The sequence below is a fragment of the Campylobacter sp. P0085 genome (genome assembly GCF_002139495.1).
In the GTDB taxonomy this organism is placed as follows: Bacteria; Campylobacterota; Campylobacteria; order Campylobacterales; family Campylobacteraceae; genus Campylobacter; species Campylobacter devanensis.
This window is the reverse complement of the sequence record NZ_MJKB01000001.1, coordinates 1-17545: the sequence shown is the minus strand read 5'-3', so window position 1 is coordinate 17545 and position 17545 is coordinate 1. Positions and strand designations below refer to the sequence as shown.

The following is a 17545-nucleotide window of genomic DNA, read 5'->3' as shown; positions in this document are numbered from 1 at the left end:
TGAGTATCTCTATTTACTACGGTGATTAGGAAGCAAAGCGTTGTGATAGTTGATTATAGTGTTATTTTCTACTCATCTAGGCTTAAATATATAGGTATTATTTGTGCTAATTATTAGATGGCCTTTTAAGGAATTAAAATACTCATCTAAATTTGAAATTTCATTAATATCTAAAAGCTTAACATTATCAAATTTATCTCTAGCAATTCTAGCGCAATCTTTAGCTACCTTTCCTTGAGCAATTACTTCTCAAAGCTTATCATCAAGCGCCTTTCTATCGATTTTGCCATTAGCATTTAGAGCAAATTTATCCAATCTTATAAATATTTTTGGGATCATATACTCTTGAATTTTTTTACTTAAAAACTCTCTAATCTTATCTATATCTCTACTAGCTTCATAAAACGCTACAATTTTCTCACCAGTAAATTTACATGCTGAACGCTTGATTTGCGGATGTGAATTTAATGCCGCTTCTATCTCACCTAGCTCGATCCTGTGGCCATTTAGCTTGATTTGAGAATCTAGCCTGCCATAACAGATTAACTCATTATACTCATTATAAGCTGCAATATCGCCAGTTTTATAAATTGGGTCGTAGAAGTTATTATGAAGTGGATTTTGGATAAATACCTGCGCACTCTTAGTCCTATCGCCATAATAACCAAGACTAAGACTACTACCACGCACGCATAATTCACCTTTGATAAATGGCTGAGTAATAAGGTTATTATCTTCATCAAAAAGTAAAATTTGTGTATTTTTACATGCTTTGCCAATTGGTAGTAGCTCATCATCACCAAATTCTCTATCACACACATAGTAGCAGCATACATCGGTTATCTCAGTTGGCCCATATAAATTAGCATAAAGTGCATTTGGCAAGGCTTTTCTCCAGATATTTAACTGACGATTTGGCATTATCTCACCACAAAATAACACCTTTTTAAGTGTTTTTAGCTCTTGATGTTCTAACGCTCTTGTATTAGCAAAGTATATTAACACGCTAGGAACCCAAAATATCATCGTAACACCGTGAGTTTTTAAATACTCCACTACCTTAGCTGGAAAGGCAAATTCAAAAGTAGATAAAAGATGTAAAGTCGCTCCGCATCTAACTGTAGTAAAGATATCTAAAATTGAGTTATCAAAATAAAATGGTGCTTGATTTACCAATATTTCATCACTTCCAACATCAAATGTTTTACTAACCCAAAATGTATAATCAATCACACTTTTATGGCTGATACTCACACCTTTTGGCTCACCTGTGCTTCCGCTAGTAAATAGCACATAAAGCAAGTCAGTATCAATAATCTCAACTCTACTAAGCAGTGATAAATTTAACTCAAAGCTATCAAATTCATCGCTATAAATTACATCAGCACCATATTCATTAACACTACTGTCTAAATCCCTTGCTGTAATAATAAGTGCAGGTTTTAAAATATTTATAATTTTTTGCACTCGCTCAAATGGCATTTTCTCATCTATAATACTATAAAAATTTCCACTTCTAGCCACGCCAAACATCGCTATAAGTGCTTCGATGGATTTTGGCAAAATTATTAAAACTGGCTTTTTATTTAACCCAAATTCTAAAATCTTGCTAGCCAAAGCGCTACTTTTATGGCTAAATTCAAGATAATTAATACAATTCTTACCGCTTACAAATAGTGTTTTATTTGGATATTTTGCTACACTTTTATCTAGAAATTCATAAATATTGCTAATCATCACGCTACCTTAAATATCTTATTTTTCACTAACAAATACCCCTTTATTCCAATCAAGTTCATAATCAATAAATGTATAAAGATTTTTACCGCCATTATTTAATAAATCATTATCTGTAATTCTAAAAGTATCACAAGAACCAAGCAGCTTGATATAATAACTATCAAATTTAACTTCCTTTAAAATACTTTCATAAAAACTATTTGGCATATTTTTTTACCCCAGCAGCACGAACATACATTACATAAGTTCTCTTAGTCTCTACGCCATTAGCATCAATATATCCAGCCGTAAAAGGCTTAAAATAGCGATATGGCACTTGCAAAGCCTTCTACATAGTGTGTAAATGTAATTCCCATATTGATTGCTACATTAAAAAAGACCATTTTCGCATCAAATTTATACATATAACCAAATAGCGAGTAACTCTCAAAGGCATCGATATTATTAAGATTAGCAAGCATTTTAGCATCCTTGCCCCAAACCATTAATGAATAAATCGGGTGAGCTGTACGGCCAAATTCAAGGCGGTTTTTTAATATCCAGTTAACTAACGCTCCAGTCGATCCAGATAATAAGCAAATTTACCTTTTAATAGTAAAAATTAATTAAATATTCCGCTACTGCTTAGGGTGATATCATTATCTATCCACTCTTTAACAGCTGGGATTTTAACTAAAGTTTTGCATAATGGCTCGCTTGAATTACTAGCATCATCAACACTAATAGTATCGCTTGTAAGCGTGATATTTAGGCAACTTGTCCAAGCTTCGTTTTTATCTAGTGATTTTTTATATGTTGGAGCGAGATTTTCTAGATTGCTTTGAGATTTTAATTCACCAGCTGGTAGTTTGCCATTTATAGTATAATATGCAGTAAGCTGGACGATGGTATCTTTTAGTAAAGTAGCTGATGTTACAGCACTTGCATCGTCCTTAGTAGCAACTAGCCTAGGTACTGCGATACTAGCTAAAATGCCAAGCACCACAATGACAAAGACTAGCTCAATCATTGTAAATGCGCTTCTCATCACGCCACCACATTTGGAAAATCATATACTAATCTTCCAGATTTTATAGTTTTGATTGCAGCACCTTTTAGTTTTTTACCTAGAAGTGGTGAGTTTTGTGATTTAGATTTGTTTAGCTTCTCATCGTAGAGATATTCAAAATCAGGATCGACAATTGTAATATCAGCCAAATAACCCTCAGCAATAACTCCTCTATCGTTTAGTTTTAGTAGTTTGGCTGGATTTAGACTAGTTAGCTCTACCATCTTATTTAAGCTTATCACCCCATCACGAACTAAATTTAAAGTAAGTGGAATGAGTGTTTGAAGGCCTAAAATTCCAAATGGAGCCTTATCAAATTCTCTTTGTTTTTCATCATTATGATGCGGAGCATGATCAGTACAGATGATATCTATAATTCCATTTTTTAATCCATCTCTCATAGCCTCTACATCAGCTTTGGTGCGAAGTGGTGGAGACATTTTGTAATTTGTATCATAGTTTTCAAGATAGCTATCATCGAAGGTGAAGTGGTGCGGACAGACTTCACAAGTGATATTTATTCCCTCTTTTTTAGCTGTTTCTATTAGTTTTAAACTCCATGCACTACTAACATGAGCTATATGGATATGGCCGCCTGTGAGTTTAGCTAAGAGCATATCACGACTTATCATTATCTCTTCTTGCTCTCTTGGCATACCTTTGATACCTAGCTTCATAGACATTAGACCTTCATTCATGTGGCCATTTCTACATAGTGAGCAGTCTTGAGAGTGATTTATGATAAATGAGTCGTGAAACGCTGAATACTCAAGCGCAGCTCTCATAACATCGCTAGAGCTAACAGGCAATCCATCATCGCTAAATGCCACGCATCCAGCCTCACTCATCTCTCCCATCTCAGTAATTCCACCGCCTTTCATACCTTTTGTTATAGCTCCAATTGGCATTAAATCTATTAGGCCTCGTTTTTTAGCCTTTTCTATCATATCTCTAGTTATTGTAGCATTATCATTAACAGGATTTGTATTTGCCATTGGACAACAAGCAGTTACTCCACCAGCTACTGCAGTTTGCGATCCAGTAATAATATCATCTTTATACTCAAACCCTGGATCTCTAAAATGCACATGGATATCAATTAATCCTGGCATAACTAGTTTGCCATTAGCATCTATTACTATATCAGCAGATGGCTCATCTGTGGTAATAGAGATAATTTTATCATCTTGTATTAATATATTTGCTTTTTTGCTCTCGTTGGCATTGATTATTGTTCCATTTTTTATTAAAGTTTTCATTATAGCCCTTTTAGATTTTTATAAACTATATCTAATATAGCCATACGCACAGCTACGCCATTTTCTACTTGTGATAAGATTGTAGATATGCGTGGGTCATCAGCTACATCGCTATTTAACTCTACTCCACGATTGATTGGTCCTGGATGGAGAATTATTACATTTTCTTTTGCTTTTTGCATTCTAGTTTTGCTTAGTCCAAAATATCTGCAATACTCTCTAATGCTTGGAAATGGAGTCTCATCATCGCTTCTTTCTAGCTGAATTCTAAGCATGATAATAGCATCGCTTCCACTTACTGCCTCATCCATATCTTTGCAAATTTCACAACCAAAAACCTTAGCATATTGCATCATTTGGGGTGGGCCAAATAGTTTAACTTTTATACCTAATGTTTGCATAGCATAGATATTTGATCTAGCTACCCTAGAGTGAGCTATATCACCAATGATTGAAACTGTAAGATTATTAAATGAGCCAAATTTTTCATATATTGTAAAGAGATCTAATAACGCTTGAGTAGGATGCTCATTGCAACCATCTCCTGCATTTATCACACAGCTAGGAGTGCGAGAAGCGACAAATTGTGCTGCACCTGAACTACTATGACGCATTATAAAGATATCTGTTTGCATAGATTCTATATTTTTGATTGTATCTATTAGGGTTTCGCCTTTATTGGTGCTTGAGTTACTAGCAGTGAAATTTATAGCATCGCTAGATAGCCTTTTGGCCGCAATTTCAAAGCTTGTGCGAGTTCTAGTGGAGTTTTCGAAAAATGAATTTACAACCGTTACGCCTTTTAAAAGTGGAGACTTTTTCTCATTTTGTAAATTTAAATTTTTGTAATCTTTAGCTAGGTTTAAAATTTGATATATATTCTCGGTGGTAAGATCTTTTGTAGAGATGAGATCCTTTTTGGAGTATGCCATTTTTGCCCCTTTTTTTAATACGATATTTTATCTAGATTTGGCTTAATGGTAGATTTAATTTTGAAATTTGAGATATTTATTTAAATTTAAATTTCTTTTTATAGTATTTACTTCAATATAAGTATATTTTGATATTATAGTGAAATTTAAATAATTTTTTAGGTGAAAATATGGCTATTTGGGAGAGCAAGGATATTGTTTTAGATAGTGGCGAAACTGTAAAGGCGCAAGCTCCTGTGATTATCTCTGCTAGTAGGGCGACTGATATACCAGCGTTCTTTGCTGATTGGTTTAGAAATAGATTTGAAATAGGCTATATAAAGTGGATTAATCCTTTTAATGGTAAGCCTTTGTATGTGAATTTTAATAATACTAGGCTTATAGTTTTTTGGAGCAAAAATCCTGAACCAATGATAAGACATTTAGATTATTTTGATAGCATTGGAGTCAATTATTATTTTCAATATAGCTTAAATGATTATGAGATTGAGGGGCTAGAGGCTGGTGTGCCAAGCAAAAAAAAACGTATTGAAACTTTTAAAAGATTATCTGATAGATTAGGAAAATCTAGAGTTATATGGAGATACGACCCACTTTTAATAACTAAAAATTTACCTATGGACGCTTTATTAGAAAGAGTAGAAAAAATTGGTGATGAGCTTTATAAATATACTAATAAGCTTGTATTTAGTTTTGCTGATATATCGTCCTATAAAAAGGTTCAAAATAATTTAAAAAATGTCCCTTATATTGAGTTTGATTCCCAAAAAATGGAATATATGGCAAAACATATATCGCAGATGGCTAGGCGTTGGGGGATTAAAGTAGCGACTTGTAGCGAAAAGATTGATTTGGATAAATTTAATATAAAGCATAATAAATGCGTAGATGATGATTTAATGATAGAACAGTTTTATAATGATCAAAAACTAATGAAATTTCTAGGGGTAGAAGTAAACCGGGGGCTTTTTGGTATAGAGATTAAAAAAACTAAGGAAAATAAGGATAAAGGACAAAGGGAAGATTGCGGCTGTATAGTTGCTAAGGATATCGGTCAGTATAATACATGCGTTCATCAATGTATATATTGTTATGCTAATACTTCAGCCAAAACAGCGATAAGTAACTATAAAAAATATCTTATAAATCCAAATTCAGAAAGCATTATAGGGGTGTAAAATGGCGATATCTAATTCCAATAAAGTCAGCGAAGAACCAGCAAGGGAATATGCAGTATCATTTCCACTAATAACAGATTTATCAGCAAATCAGCAAATGGTTTTAAATTCAAAAGATCCATTTTGGGTTACTGGGCCAGCAGGATGTGGCAAAAGCATAGTATCTCTATGGAGATATATAAATGATGCTAAAGATAATAATATTATAATGATAGCTTATACAAAAAGTTTGCGAAAATATTTAAATTGTTGCATAGAACAAAGTGGCAATAACATTAATGAAGTTAAATCATTATATGAAACTTTTAAATATAATAATAGCTGGATAATAGAACCTGATATAAAATATGATGTGGTTATAATAGATGAAGCCCAAGATATAGAGATAGAGGCATTTAAGGCAATTGCATCTGCTACTAAGAGGATTTGCATTAATGCAGATATGAATCAACAACTATATAGCAACCAAAATAGACCAGATACAGAAGAGAGATTGGAAAATATACTAAAAGATTGCGAATTTGAACCATTAAAAAAATACTCTTTGAATCGAATATATCGCTATGATCAAGGGATATATGAGTTTGTAACAGCCTTTATAGGCTTGGGGCAGAGCGTAGAAGCATTAGATAATTTTTCAAATGATAGATATACTTTACCAGTAGTTTATGAAAATATCCCAAATGATGAAGAGATATCTTTTATTGTTGAGCTTATAAAATCATATTCTGATACAAATATCGCTATATTGTTGCCATTTGCTCAAGAGGATGGTTGTAATAAATTCAATAATAAGCATATTAAAGAGTGTTCTGTAGAGTATTATTATGATGAGTTAAAAAGTCGTGTCGATTGCACTTATTATGTTAGCAATGAAAATGAGGTTAAAATAGGAAGAGTTCATATATGCACTTTTAAATCCGCTAAGGGTTTAGAATTTGATACTGTTATTATACCAAAATTACATCTTATAAGACTTATTACGGAAAATAAGACAATAAATCAAAATATAATAACTAAGAAAGATTATTATGTAGGATTAACAAGAGCTAAAACTAATTTAATTTTATTAAATAATGTTTCGTTAAATAAAATACAGTATTTTAATGATATGGGTAAAACTGATTGTTATATAAAAAAAGATTATAATGAAATGAAAAATTAAGAAAGAATAATATGAAAGAGATTTTTATACCTATAAAAAAAGATAACATAGTTCACTATTTTGGAACTGGAATTATTAAAGCAAGGGCATATTTTAAAACAGATCATATATGTGATATTCAAAATTTATGTCCTAATAATATCATAGCTTTAAAAAATAAAGAGTTACCTCAAAATTCTGATTGCTTAATTGCCGTGTTAGTTGAAGATGAGTTTGTTCAAGATAGTGAAAATATAATTATTATAAAAGAAGCTATCCCTATTTCAAGAATAAATAAAATTTATATCAAAGATATTGATAATATTGATAGGTTAATATCCAATGCAAATATGGCAACAAATACTGTAGGTGGAGGAGCTATTATTCATAAAGAGATATTTGAAAAGCTGAATATAGAACAAATTAATTTAACAATACCAATTCATTTACCTAATTCAAAAGATGAAAATTTAGCTATAAAGCTAGATAAATTTAATAGAATAATGGGAGCTATGGCTTTTATCAGTCATAAAGAAAATAATAACCTGAATAAAACTTTGTTTGATATTTTGTCTATATTAAATAAAGATATCGCTACAGAGTATAAAAAAATTACAAATTTTAAACCAAATTTAGAAATAATACCTATTAAAAAATTAGATTTATCAAATTATGAAATATTAAATTTTAAAGATTGCAAAAATAAACTTGATGCAAAGAATATAAGTGCTGGTATAAAAGATAAATTTGAAGTACCAATGGATAAATTTAAATTACATGATACAGATACTGGATTAAAAATTTTATATGATCTATTTAAAGCAAGCGATCCAATATCAAGCGAAAAGATTAAAAATATGAATAATGATACTCTTTTTCTTTATGGATACAATAAAGGATATGATGGTCTAAGGACATTTTATGAGAAAAAAAAAGTTAAATTTGATATAAATAGCTTTATAGGTAGAGTGATAATAGAGATAATATATCAATACGCCATAAAAGATAAAGATAATATAGATATATTGTTTTTAGATAAATATAAGCAAAATTCGAAAAGTAGAATGGAAGATGATAAAGATTATTATCTATTTGATTCATCAAGACCATTTAGTATATATGATTTTATAGATGAATATAAGATGAATTTTTATCAAAATGATACTTACTTGGCAAAATATATAGAAGAAGATAAGAATTTATCTAAAAACTTAAATGAATTAGATAACATAAAAAATCAAAATCTAGAAAAAATTTCTAATGGCATAGAAGAAATTATAAAACGATGTGCAGAGTATGAACAAAAAATAAATCAACTAAAAAAAGAAAATATTATATTAAGACAAAAGTTTGCAAATATCAATCAAAATGATATTTTGACAAATAGCGACAATTTAGATAGAAACTACATTATGGATAATAATCATATTGAAACAATTCAAGATAAAAAAGATAATTTAATAAATGAAATAAATGAAATACTTAGTAAACTAGATTCTAAACCATCTAAATCTAAACGAAAAATAGATTATGAAAATGCTTGTAATGATATACGAAAAATTATAAGCAAAGACAAAGGGCTTCTTGACTATGAATCTACTAATTAACACAATTAAAAATTTGCCACACTCTCTAGATGATAATTTTCAAAATATCTATGAATATATGAATGATGGCTATAATATTTATAGCCAAAATATTAAAGATGAGCTAGATAAAATAAATATTCACCAAGAGATAATATATAATAAACTTGATATATCAAATACTAGACATTTTTCTTTTATTATCTTGCTTATGAAGCTATATAATAGATATATGCTAGATACTTCTTTTTTCTATCTTTATGATAGATTAATACAAAATAAAATTGATTTAGGCTACACAGTCCAAGTTATGTATTTAATGAGAAAAAATTTAAATTTAGATAGAATTAAATCTAATATAAATGATATAATATTTACTCTCAAAAAAGGATATGAATCCAATGAAGACAGAGATATCATTAATTTTATAATAAAACAATATATCTTTAATTCACTAAAATTAAACCGAAAAAATCTATATATTTATAATAGTATATTAGATATTTTTGAGCAAAAATTTTTAGATGTTCAAAATGATTTTTTAGATACCAAATCTTTGCAAGATTTTCTATATCAAGCAAGAGATAAAGATGAATTTTTAAATCAATGGGATGCGCAAATTCATAATATTTTCCACTATGAGAGCATCGAAGATATAGCTATTAAGATAGAAAATGGCGATTATGCTGATTTTATAAATTCAATTAAAAATATCAAATTTACAGATATACAAAACCATGCTAAAGAATATTATTCAACACATATAACCGATACAAATTCTAGGCATTATAATTTAGATAGAGGCAAAGCTGTATTAAAAGACAAAGAAGATTTGATCCAGTATATATACTCTTTTGGTAAAATGCATTCATCTAAATTGCAAAAATCTTTAAAATTACTACTTGATGAATTTTATAAGCTAGATAAATTAAATGTAGTAGATTATGGGTGTGGCCAAGCGATGGGGATTATGAATTTATGTGATTTTATTAACAATAATAAATTAGATTGTAAAATAGATGAAATAATATTAATTGAGCCTTCCAAACTTGCTTTATCTAGGGCTATACTTCATTCTAACGCATTTTGTGTTGACTCAAAAATTAATCCAATATGTAAATATTTAAATGATATAGAAGAGAGCGAGCTCAAATTTAAAAATAAAGAAATTCCGGTAGTTCATATTTTTTCAAATATTTTGGATATGGAAGCTGTAGTCTTAAATCAGAAATTATATAATTCCATAGAAAATGCCATGGGAAAATCAAATTTATTTATATGCGTTAGTCCATATATTAACGCAACTTCAAATAATAGAATAAACATATTTTATGAGTATTTTCGTAGCAAATATAATGCTAGATTAATAAGCAACGAAGCATATGATAGAACAGAACATTGTTATACAAAATATTCAATACTATTTGAAGTTAATAAATAAAATTTAGCTTAAATATAATTTTTAATAGATAGCTAAATTTATCTCTTTTATTGACAATTTAAGAAAATTTGTATAAAATTGGTTCTTTCAAACTACAATTTTATTCGTTGTACTGCTATTTATTCACTATATTAAAGAGGTCTAATGGAAAATAAGGAAACTGCTCAACAATCAAACCAACCAACCAAAAAACAACATACACGCACACACACGCCTGTTGATGGATATAAAATAGAAGAGCTTAGGCTCCAAGATTTAGATAGCTTAGTTGCCATCGCTGAAGAGGTCGGAGTACAAAACCCTAGAGAATTTCGTCGTCAAGAGCTAGTATTTGAGATTTTAAAAGCACAAACTAAGCAAGGCGGATTTATCTTATTTACTGGAATTTTAGAGATAGTTGAGGGCGGATATGGCTTTTTACGCTCTACTGATGCGAATTTGAGTGATTCTGCTAATGATACATATGTTAGCCTAAGCCAGATTAAAAAATTCGCCCTAAGAGTCGGTGATATCATAACCGGACAAGTAAGAGAGCCAAGAGAACAAGAGAAATATTACGCTCTTTTAAAGATAGAAGCGATAAATTATAAATCCATAGCCGAAGCCAAAGAGCGCCCATTATTTGATAATCTAACTCCGCTATTTCCAAATCAAAAAATTCAATTAGAATATGATCCAATGAAGCTTACAGGTCGTGTGCTTGATCTTTTCACCCCGATAGGCAAGGGGCAAAGGGGGCTTATAGTTGCCCCACCTAGAACAGGTAAAACTGAGCTTATGAAAGAGCTAGCTCACGGCATTACAAGAAATCACCCAGAAGTTGAGCTAATAGTGCTTTTAATAGATGAGAGGCCAGAAGAGGTTACAGATATGCAACGCAGTGTGCGTGGTGAGGTATTTAGCTCTACATTTGACTTGCCAGCGTCAAATCATGTAAGGGTAGCCGAGTTGGTGATAGAAAAGGCTAAAAGGCTAGTAGAGATGGGAAAAGATGTTGTGATATTGCTTGATAGCATTACTCGCCTTGCTAGAGCGTATAACACAGTAACCCCAAGTAGCGGTAAGGTTTTAAGTGGTGGTGTGGATGCCAATGCTCTTCATAAGCCAAAGAGATTTTTTGGTGCAGCTAGAAATATAGAAAATGGCGGAAGTCTAACGATAGTAGCGACTGCTTTGATCGATACAGGTTCTAGAATGGATGATGTGATATTTGAAGAGTTTAAAGGCACGGGTAATAGCGAAATTATCTTAGATCGCACCATTTCAGATCGCAGAATTTATCCAGCTGTAAATATACTCAAATCCGGCACTAGAAAAGATGAATTACTACAAGGTAGTGATGATTTAGGCAAAATTTGGGCTATACGAAATATTATAGCTACTATGGATGATATAGAGGCTCTTAAATTTCTATACTCTAAAATGTTAAAAACCAAAAACAATAAAGAGCTTTTAAGCATAATGAACGAATAAGGACTAAATTTGAAAGCTTTAGCACTCAAATATCGCCCAAAGAGCTTTGATGAATTAATAGGCCAAGATGTGGTGGCAAATACGCTATCTCATGCCTTAGATTCTAATAGATTAGGCCATGCGTATCTATTTTCGGGGCTTAGAGGGAGTGGCAAAACTAGTAGTGCTAGGATTTTTGCTAAGGCTTTATTGTGTCAAAAGGGTATAAGCGCTCATCCGTGCGAAGTTTGCCCAAATTGTATAATGGCTAATGAAAATCGACATATGGATATCATAGAGATGGACGCAGCAAGTCATCGTAAAATCGATGATATCAGAGAGTTAATCGAGCAGACAAAATACTCACCAAGTAGTGCGAGATTTAAGATATTTATCATTGATGAGGTTCATATGCTAACCAAAGAGGCCTTTAATGCGCTTTTAAAGACGCTTGAAGAGCCACCTGATTATGTTAAATTTATTTTAGCGACTACTGATCCGCTGAAACTTCCAGCTACTGTTTTATCACGGACTCAACATTTTAGATTTCACTCTATTGCTAAGGCTAGTGTGGTAAAGCATTTGGAGTTTATATTAAATAAAGAAGGGATTGAATTTGAGCCAAGAGCCTTAGAGGTCTTAGCTAGAAGTGGTGGTGGTAGCCTTAGAGATACTCTTACCTTACTTGATCAAGCTATTATCTACTCACACGAAAAGCTCACGCATAAGGTTGTTGTAGATATGTTAGGACTGCTTGATCCAGCCAAGATTGATGAGATATTTGCAATAATAAATTCAAGGGATAAAAATAATCTTTTACAGCTTTTAAATGAGCTTCAAAATTATGATTCTAGCTCAATAATTGATGAATTAATCGAGTATTTAAAGTATAAATTTATACACCAAAATGGCGACTTTTCACTTTTGATTTTTGAGAGATTTTTTAGGATATTAAGCGAAGCTAAAGCTATGCTAAATAACTCAGCCGATCCAGAATTTGTTTTATTTATCACATTATTTATGATGCTTGAGGCATTTAATCTTACAAATATTGATGATGCGATATCATCACTAAAATCTCAATCACCCAATTCAAATTTATCGCTAAATTCAGTCTCAAATTTAACCTCGCAGCCAACAGAGCAAAACCATTCTAATTTAACATCAGTTAAGCCAAAATCAAAAAATAACTATCAACTATTTGTTGATGCCATTTATGATAAAAGCTATGAACTAGGTGTAATTTTTGATGAGTGTGTGAGTTTTAAAGGGTTTAAAGATAACACTTTAAATCTTGAGTTTGCTATGAGTGATGATCAGCTAATTTTGGCTAGGAAATTTTATAATGATGTAATTTTACCATCTGTTCGTAGTATTTATGGAGATAATAGCAAGCTAAATGTACAAAAAAGTGAACCAAAAAAGCAAAGCCCGCTTAGCCGTGCTCCAATGCCACCAATAATAGAGCAGACTACGCTAAATAAGCAAAATCCAAATTCAAAACCAACCGATGAGCCAAAAGGATTAGAGGCACTAAAATCATCAATAAGCCAAGAGGATATGAATTTAAAAGAGTTAAAACGGCTGTTTGGAGAGCCGCAGATTTTATCAAATAGTTAGGAAAATTATGGAAAATATAAGAAATTTCAGCATTATAGCCCATATAGATCATGGCAAAAGCACGCTAGCAGATCGCATTATAACAGAGTGTGGCGCTGTCGATGAGAGATCTATGAGCTCTCAAGTCATGGATACAATGGATATAGAAAAAGAGCGTGGAATCACTATAAAAGCGCAATCTGTAAGGCTTGGCTATACACTTGATGGGCAGAATTATATATTAAATTTGATTGATACCCCAGGGCATGTGGATTTTAGCTATGAAGTTAGTAGGAGTTTGGCAAGTTGTGAAGGGGCTTTGCTAGTAGTAGATGCCTCTCAAGGAGTCGAGGCCCAGACAATAGCAAATGTATATATCGCACTTGAAAATAATCTTGAGATAATTCCAGTAATAAACAAAATAGATCTCCCAGCAGCCGATCCAGATAGAGTCAAAAATGAGATAGAGCATGTTATTGGGCTTGATTGCTCTGAGGCTTTAGAGGTGAGTGCTAAAAGTGGAGTTGGGATAAAAGAGCTAATAGAGACAATAATTCGCAAGATTCCACCGCCAAAAGCGGATTTGAATTTACCACTTAAAGCGCTTATTTATGATAGTTGGTTTGATAACTATCTAGGCGCTTTGGCTCTTGTGAGATTATACGATGGTAGCCTTAAAAAGGGTGATGAAGTCTATGTAATGGGAACTGATAAAAGGCATATTGTATTAGATCTGATGTATCCAAATCCTGTTTTGCTTATCAAGACTAATGAGCTAAAAGCCGGCGAAGTAGGCATAGTGGTTTTGGGGCTAAAAGATGTAGCTAGTGTAAGTGTAGGTGATACTATAACTCTAGCCAAAAATAGAGCCGCAGAGCCAATAGGTGGATTTGAAAAGGCCAAGCCATTTGTCTTTGCTGGATTATATCCTATTGATACAGATAAATTTGAAGATTTAAGAGATGCTTTAGATAAATTAAAATTAAATGATAGCTCTATAAGTTATGAGCCTGAGACTTCAGCGGCTCTTGGTTTTGGATTTAGGGTTGGATTTTTGGGTTTATTGCATATGGAAGTTGTCAAAGAGAGATTAGAGCGTGAGTTTAATCTAGATTTGATAGCTACCGCACCGACAGTTACCTATCAAGTAGTATGCACCGATGGAGCTACTATAAATATTCAAAACCCAAGCGAACTACCACCAGTAAATAAAATAGAGCATATAAAAGAGCCATATGTCAAGGCTACTATCATCACACCAAGCGAGTTTTTAGGCAATATCATAACTCTTTTAAGCTCACGCCGTGCTATTCAAACTAAGATGGATTATATCACCACTTCAAGGGTTCTTTTGGAGTATGATATACCGATGAATGAGATAGTTATGGATTTTTATGATAAGCTCAAAAGCGCCACAAAAGGCTATGCGAGTTTTGATTATGAACCAAGTGAGTATAGGATTGGCAAGTTAGTTAAGCTAGATATCAAAGTAGCAGGTGAGACCGTAGATGCTCTATCTATCATAGTACCTGAAGAAAAGGCTATGAGTAAGGGTAGGGATTTTGTCAAAGCGATGAAAGAGATAGTCCCAAGACAGCTATTTGAAGTAGCGATCCAAGCTAGTATAGGAAGCAAAATTATCGCTAGAGAAACGGTCAAATCAATGGGCAAAAATGTAACTGCTAAATGCTATGGTGGCGATATAACACGCAAAAGAAAACTTCTAGAAAAACAAAAAGAGGGTAAAAAGCGTATGAAAGCCATAGGCAAGGTAACCTTGCCTAGTGAGGCGTTTTTAAGCGTGCTTAAGATAGATTAAGGGGAGATGATGAAAAGGGGATTATGGATTATACCAGCATTGATTATAGCTGGATGTAACTCTGATAGCTCTAAGGCGACAGATATATTAAATAGCGTTAAAGATGGTAATATCCAAGAGATTATCAAGGTTGCCTTGCCAGAAGAGATCAAATCCAACCCGGCAATGGAGTATATACAAAACGCTATGGATAAAAATCAAAATGAGATAATAAAAAATATAGAGATATTAAGCCAAGATATTAGTGAAAATAGCGCCTATATAACTATCAAAATCAGATCTGCTAATGCCCACATAGATGGAGATAAGATCAAGCTCAAAAGAGATAATAACGGAGAGTGGCAAATAGTAAAATAGTATATAAAATTAACAATGGCACAAAATTTGCTAATATAACTTAAAAGGAAAATAATGCCATATATCAACATTAGAGTAACTAAAGAGAATGGAGAGCCTACAGCTGAGCAAAAAGCACAGCTTATAGAGGGTGTAACAGAGTTAGTAAGTCGGGTTTTAGGTAGGAATAAATCTAGCACCGTTGTAATCATCGATGAGATAGATATGCAAAATTATGGCCTAGCAGGAGAGAGTATAAAATCTATAAGGGAGAGAAAATGAGAGTATTTTTGGTTTTAGTTTTAACAATGATTTTAGGTGGATGCGCTATAAGCAATAACACACAAACTAACCAGGAGCAAAAACCTAAACAAACACTATTTCGCATAGATGCAAAGTGTGAGCCTTGCTCACAAAGAGGCTATGAGACGCTAATTGATGGTAAATTATACAGAAGCGATGTAGCAATAAATTGTTGTGAAAATATCCGCACAATCGATACATCAGCAGCACTAAAAAAGGTATATATCCATAAAGTTATCGATTTAATAGAAACACAAAAGTTAATAAAAATTAATGGTAAATATATTAAATTTGATAAAAATTTTGCTAAAGTATTTTACGAAACATTAGCTGCTGAACTAGAAGCTCGTGGAATTTATGTTGCAAGTGATGGTGATTCGCCTTATACATATAGGGTTCAGTTTGAATTTGATAATATCAAAAGCATTTATAGTCCAGGTGCAAATTATTTAAATTCAAAACTCTTTGGTACGCTAAAAATTAAAAATATCAATAAAAATAGAACACTCTATATCACTACAACTCAAAATGTAAGCGATCTAAGCGTAAGCAAGATAGATGATTTTGACCTATATATGAATCTACTAATCAAGCAATCAGCCAATAAAGTTGCTCAAGAGATTTCAAAGTTATAAAAGGCCATTTCTAAGGCTATTTTGGTAAATTAATGCGGTGCCTTAAATGTGCTAAAATATCGCTTAAATTGATATGTAAAGATTGCCAAAAGATACTTAGTGAGTATCAGCAAGGTTGTAGATTAGTAGATGGATTTAAGGTATATTATTTTTATAAATATAGTGATATAAAAGAGATTTTATCTACTAAGCATCAACTTTGTGGCTCATTTGCGATTTCGAATTTGGCTCGTTTGAGTCTAACTAAATTTGCTAGTGAGTTTAGCTTTGGGAGCAAGGTTTTAGTCATTCCGCTTGATGATAATACAAAAAGCGGATATTCTCATACTGCTATCCTAGCCAAGGCTTTATCAAATTCAGAATTATCACCGCTTTATAGGGCATTGCGTGCTACAAATAGTGTGAAATATGCTGGAAAGTCTTTGGAGTTTCGTCGCAAAAATCCACGGCAATTCAAGCTTTTAAAGCAGATTAAATATCCTGTAATCTTAGTAGATGATATAATCACTACCGGCTCTAGTATGCTAGAGGCTCAAAAGCTCTTAAAAAGAGCCGGAGTTAGGGTGCTTTTTGGTTTAGTTTTAGCCGATGCTAGGGAGTAGGAATTTGAGTGTTAAAATCCTAAATTTATCAAATCCCACACCCAATGCTATATTTTTCTAACATTTGATTTAAGCTTGATATAACCACTCTTGCATCATCATCACTCATCATCTGATGGCACGGCAGACTAAGCTCAGCTCTATAAAAATCCTCAGCACCATCTAATCTCATCTCACCATATAAATTTTTATAAAAGCTAAATTGATAAGTTGGTTTATAATGCACTTGTACCCCAATGCCCATAGCGTGAAGTTCGTTATAGATATCCTCTTTTACGCACCATAAATTAGAGTTTAAAAGCACAGGATATAGATGTCTAGCACTTCTTATATTATCTGGGATATCTATCGTTTTTAGATATTTTGAGTTTTTAAAGGCATCATCATATATCTTAGCAATCTCATAACGCCTAGAGATAAACTTATCAAGCTTTTTGATTTGGCTTAGCCCCAAAGCACACGCCACATCGC

General features: G+C 32.2%; 18 protein-coding genes. 11 read left to right on the top strand and 7 right to left on the bottom strand.

The window, feature by feature from the left end; translation table 11 throughout:
* Positions 1 to 249 precede the first annotated feature (249 nt).
* From CIGNP85_RS00090 to CIGNP85_RS00065, 6 genes are all read right to left on the bottom strand, one after another.
* The gene (locus CIGNP85_RS00090) at positions 250 to 1737 is read right to left on the bottom strand and encodes an amino acid adenylation domain-containing protein (RefSeq protein ID WP_086286625.1); all 1488 of its coding nucleotides are present in this window, start codon (positions 1735 to 1737) and stop codon (positions 250 to 252) included.
* An 18-nt stretch (positions 1738 to 1755) separates the two neighbouring features.
* Positions 1756 to 1947, bottom strand: coding sequence for a hypothetical protein (locus tag CIGNP85_RS00085; RefSeq protein WP_086268691.1), 192 nt, complete (start codon positions 1945 to 1947; stop codon positions 1756 to 1758).
* An 89-nt stretch (positions 1948 to 2036) separates the two neighbouring features.
* Positions 2037 to 2279: an AAC(3) family N-acetyltransferase gene (locus CIGNP85_RS08465; RefSeq protein WP_272888181.1), complete on the bottom strand. Its 243-nt coding sequence runs from the start codon at positions 2277 to 2279 to the stop codon at positions 2037 to 2039.
* Between the two features lie 62 nt (positions 2280 to 2341).
* Positions 2342 to 2767, bottom strand: coding sequence for a type II secretion system protein (locus tag CIGNP85_RS08570; RefSeq protein ID WP_086225025.1), 426 nt, complete (start codon positions 2765 to 2767; stop codon positions 2342 to 2344).
* Positions 2767 to 4047, bottom strand: coding sequence for a dihydroorotase (locus CIGNP85_RS00070; protein ID WP_086286624.1), 1281 nt, complete (start codon positions 4045 to 4047; stop codon positions 2767 to 2769). Before CIGNP85_RS00070 ends, CIGNP85_RS08570 begins: the two co-directional genes overlap by 1 nt.
* Entirely contained in the window at positions 4047 to 4979 is a 933-nt protein-coding gene (locus CIGNP85_RS00065; RefSeq protein WP_086236046.1) for an aspartate carbamoyltransferase catalytic subunit, read from the bottom strand. The genes CIGNP85_RS00070 and CIGNP85_RS00065 overlap by 1 nt, the downstream gene beginning before the upstream one ends.
* 170 nt (positions 4980 to 5149) lie before the next feature.
* Between CIGNP85_RS00065 and CIGNP85_RS00060 the strand changes: the two genes are divergently transcribed.
* The 11 genes from CIGNP85_RS00060 to CIGNP85_RS00010 all read left to right on the top strand — a co-directional run bounded on the left by CIGNP85_RS00060 (position 5150) and on the right by CIGNP85_RS00010 (position 17074).
* Positions 5150 to 6157 carry a DUF1848 domain-containing protein gene (locus tag CIGNP85_RS00060; RefSeq protein WP_086268694.1) on the top strand — a complete coding sequence of 336 codons (1008 nt, stop codon included), beginning with the start codon at positions 5150 to 5152 and terminating at the stop codon, positions 6155 to 6157.
* A gap of 1 nt (position 6158) precedes the next feature.
* The gene (locus CIGNP85_RS00055; RefSeq protein ID WP_086241699.1) at positions 6159 to 7322 is read left to right on the top strand and encodes a 3'-5' exonuclease; all 1164 of its coding nucleotides are present in this window, start codon (positions 6159 to 6161) and stop codon (positions 7320 to 7322) included.
* 11 nt (positions 7323 to 7333) lie between these two features.
* Entirely contained in the window at positions 7334 to 8908 is a 1575-nt protein-coding gene (locus CIGNP85_RS00050) for a hypothetical protein (RefSeq protein ID WP_086241700.1), read from the top strand.
* Positions 8892 to 10328 carry a hypothetical protein gene (locus tag CIGNP85_RS00045; RefSeq protein ID WP_086241701.1) on the top strand — a complete coding sequence of 479 codons (1437 nt, stop codon included), beginning with the start codon at positions 8892 to 8894 and terminating at the stop codon, positions 10326 to 10328. Before CIGNP85_RS00050 ends, CIGNP85_RS00045 begins: the two co-directional genes overlap by 17 nt.
* A gap of 144 nt (positions 10329 to 10472) precedes the next feature.
* Positions 10473 to 11801, top strand: coding sequence for a transcription termination factor Rho (rho, locus tag CIGNP85_RS00040; protein ID WP_086225018.1), 1329 nt, complete (start codon positions 10473 to 10475; stop codon positions 11799 to 11801).
* 9 nt (positions 11802 to 11810) lie between these two features.
* Positions 11811 to 13400 (top strand): DNA polymerase III subunit gamma/tau, encoded by a 1590-nt coding sequence (locus CIGNP85_RS00035; RefSeq protein ID WP_086286623.1) that lies wholly within the window; start codon positions 11811 to 11813, stop codon positions 13398 to 13400.
* 7 nt (positions 13401 to 13407) lie between these two features.
* Positions 13408 to 15198 carry a translation elongation factor 4 gene (gene lepA, locus CIGNP85_RS00030; RefSeq protein WP_086286622.1) on the top strand — a complete coding sequence of 597 codons (1791 nt, stop codon included), beginning with the start codon at positions 13408 to 13410 and terminating at the stop codon, positions 15196 to 15198.
* Between the two features lie 9 nt (positions 15199 to 15207).
* Positions 15208 to 15555: a DUF4878 domain-containing protein gene (locus tag CIGNP85_RS00025; RefSeq protein ID WP_179187344.1), complete on the top strand. Its 348-nt coding sequence runs from the start codon at positions 15208 to 15210 to the stop codon at positions 15553 to 15555.
* Positions 15556 to 15609: 54 nt separating this feature from the next.
* Positions 15610 to 15816: a 2-hydroxymuconate tautomerase family protein gene (locus CIGNP85_RS00020; protein WP_086225014.1), complete on the top strand. Its 207-nt coding sequence runs from the start codon at positions 15610 to 15612 to the stop codon at positions 15814 to 15816.
* The gene (locus CIGNP85_RS00015) at positions 15813 to 16472 is read left to right on the top strand and encodes a hypothetical protein (protein WP_086232572.1); all 660 of its coding nucleotides are present in this window, start codon (positions 15813 to 15815) and stop codon (positions 16470 to 16472) included. The genes CIGNP85_RS00020 and CIGNP85_RS00015 overlap by 4 nt, the downstream gene beginning before the upstream one ends.
* Positions 16473 to 16504: 32 nt before the next feature.
* A complete protein-coding gene (locus tag CIGNP85_RS00010) occupies positions 16505 to 17074 on the top strand; it encodes a ComF family protein (protein WP_086286621.1) in 570 nt (189 codons plus the stop codon).
* A gap of 28 nt (positions 17075 to 17102) precedes the next feature.
* On the opposite strand, the gene CIGNP85_RS00005 is transcribed toward CIGNP85_RS00010, so the two are convergent.
* Positions 17103 to 17545 (bottom strand): DegT/DnrJ/EryC1/StrS family aminotransferase (locus tag CIGNP85_RS00005; RefSeq protein WP_179187343.1); only part of this gene is annotated, 443 nt, incomplete at its 5' end.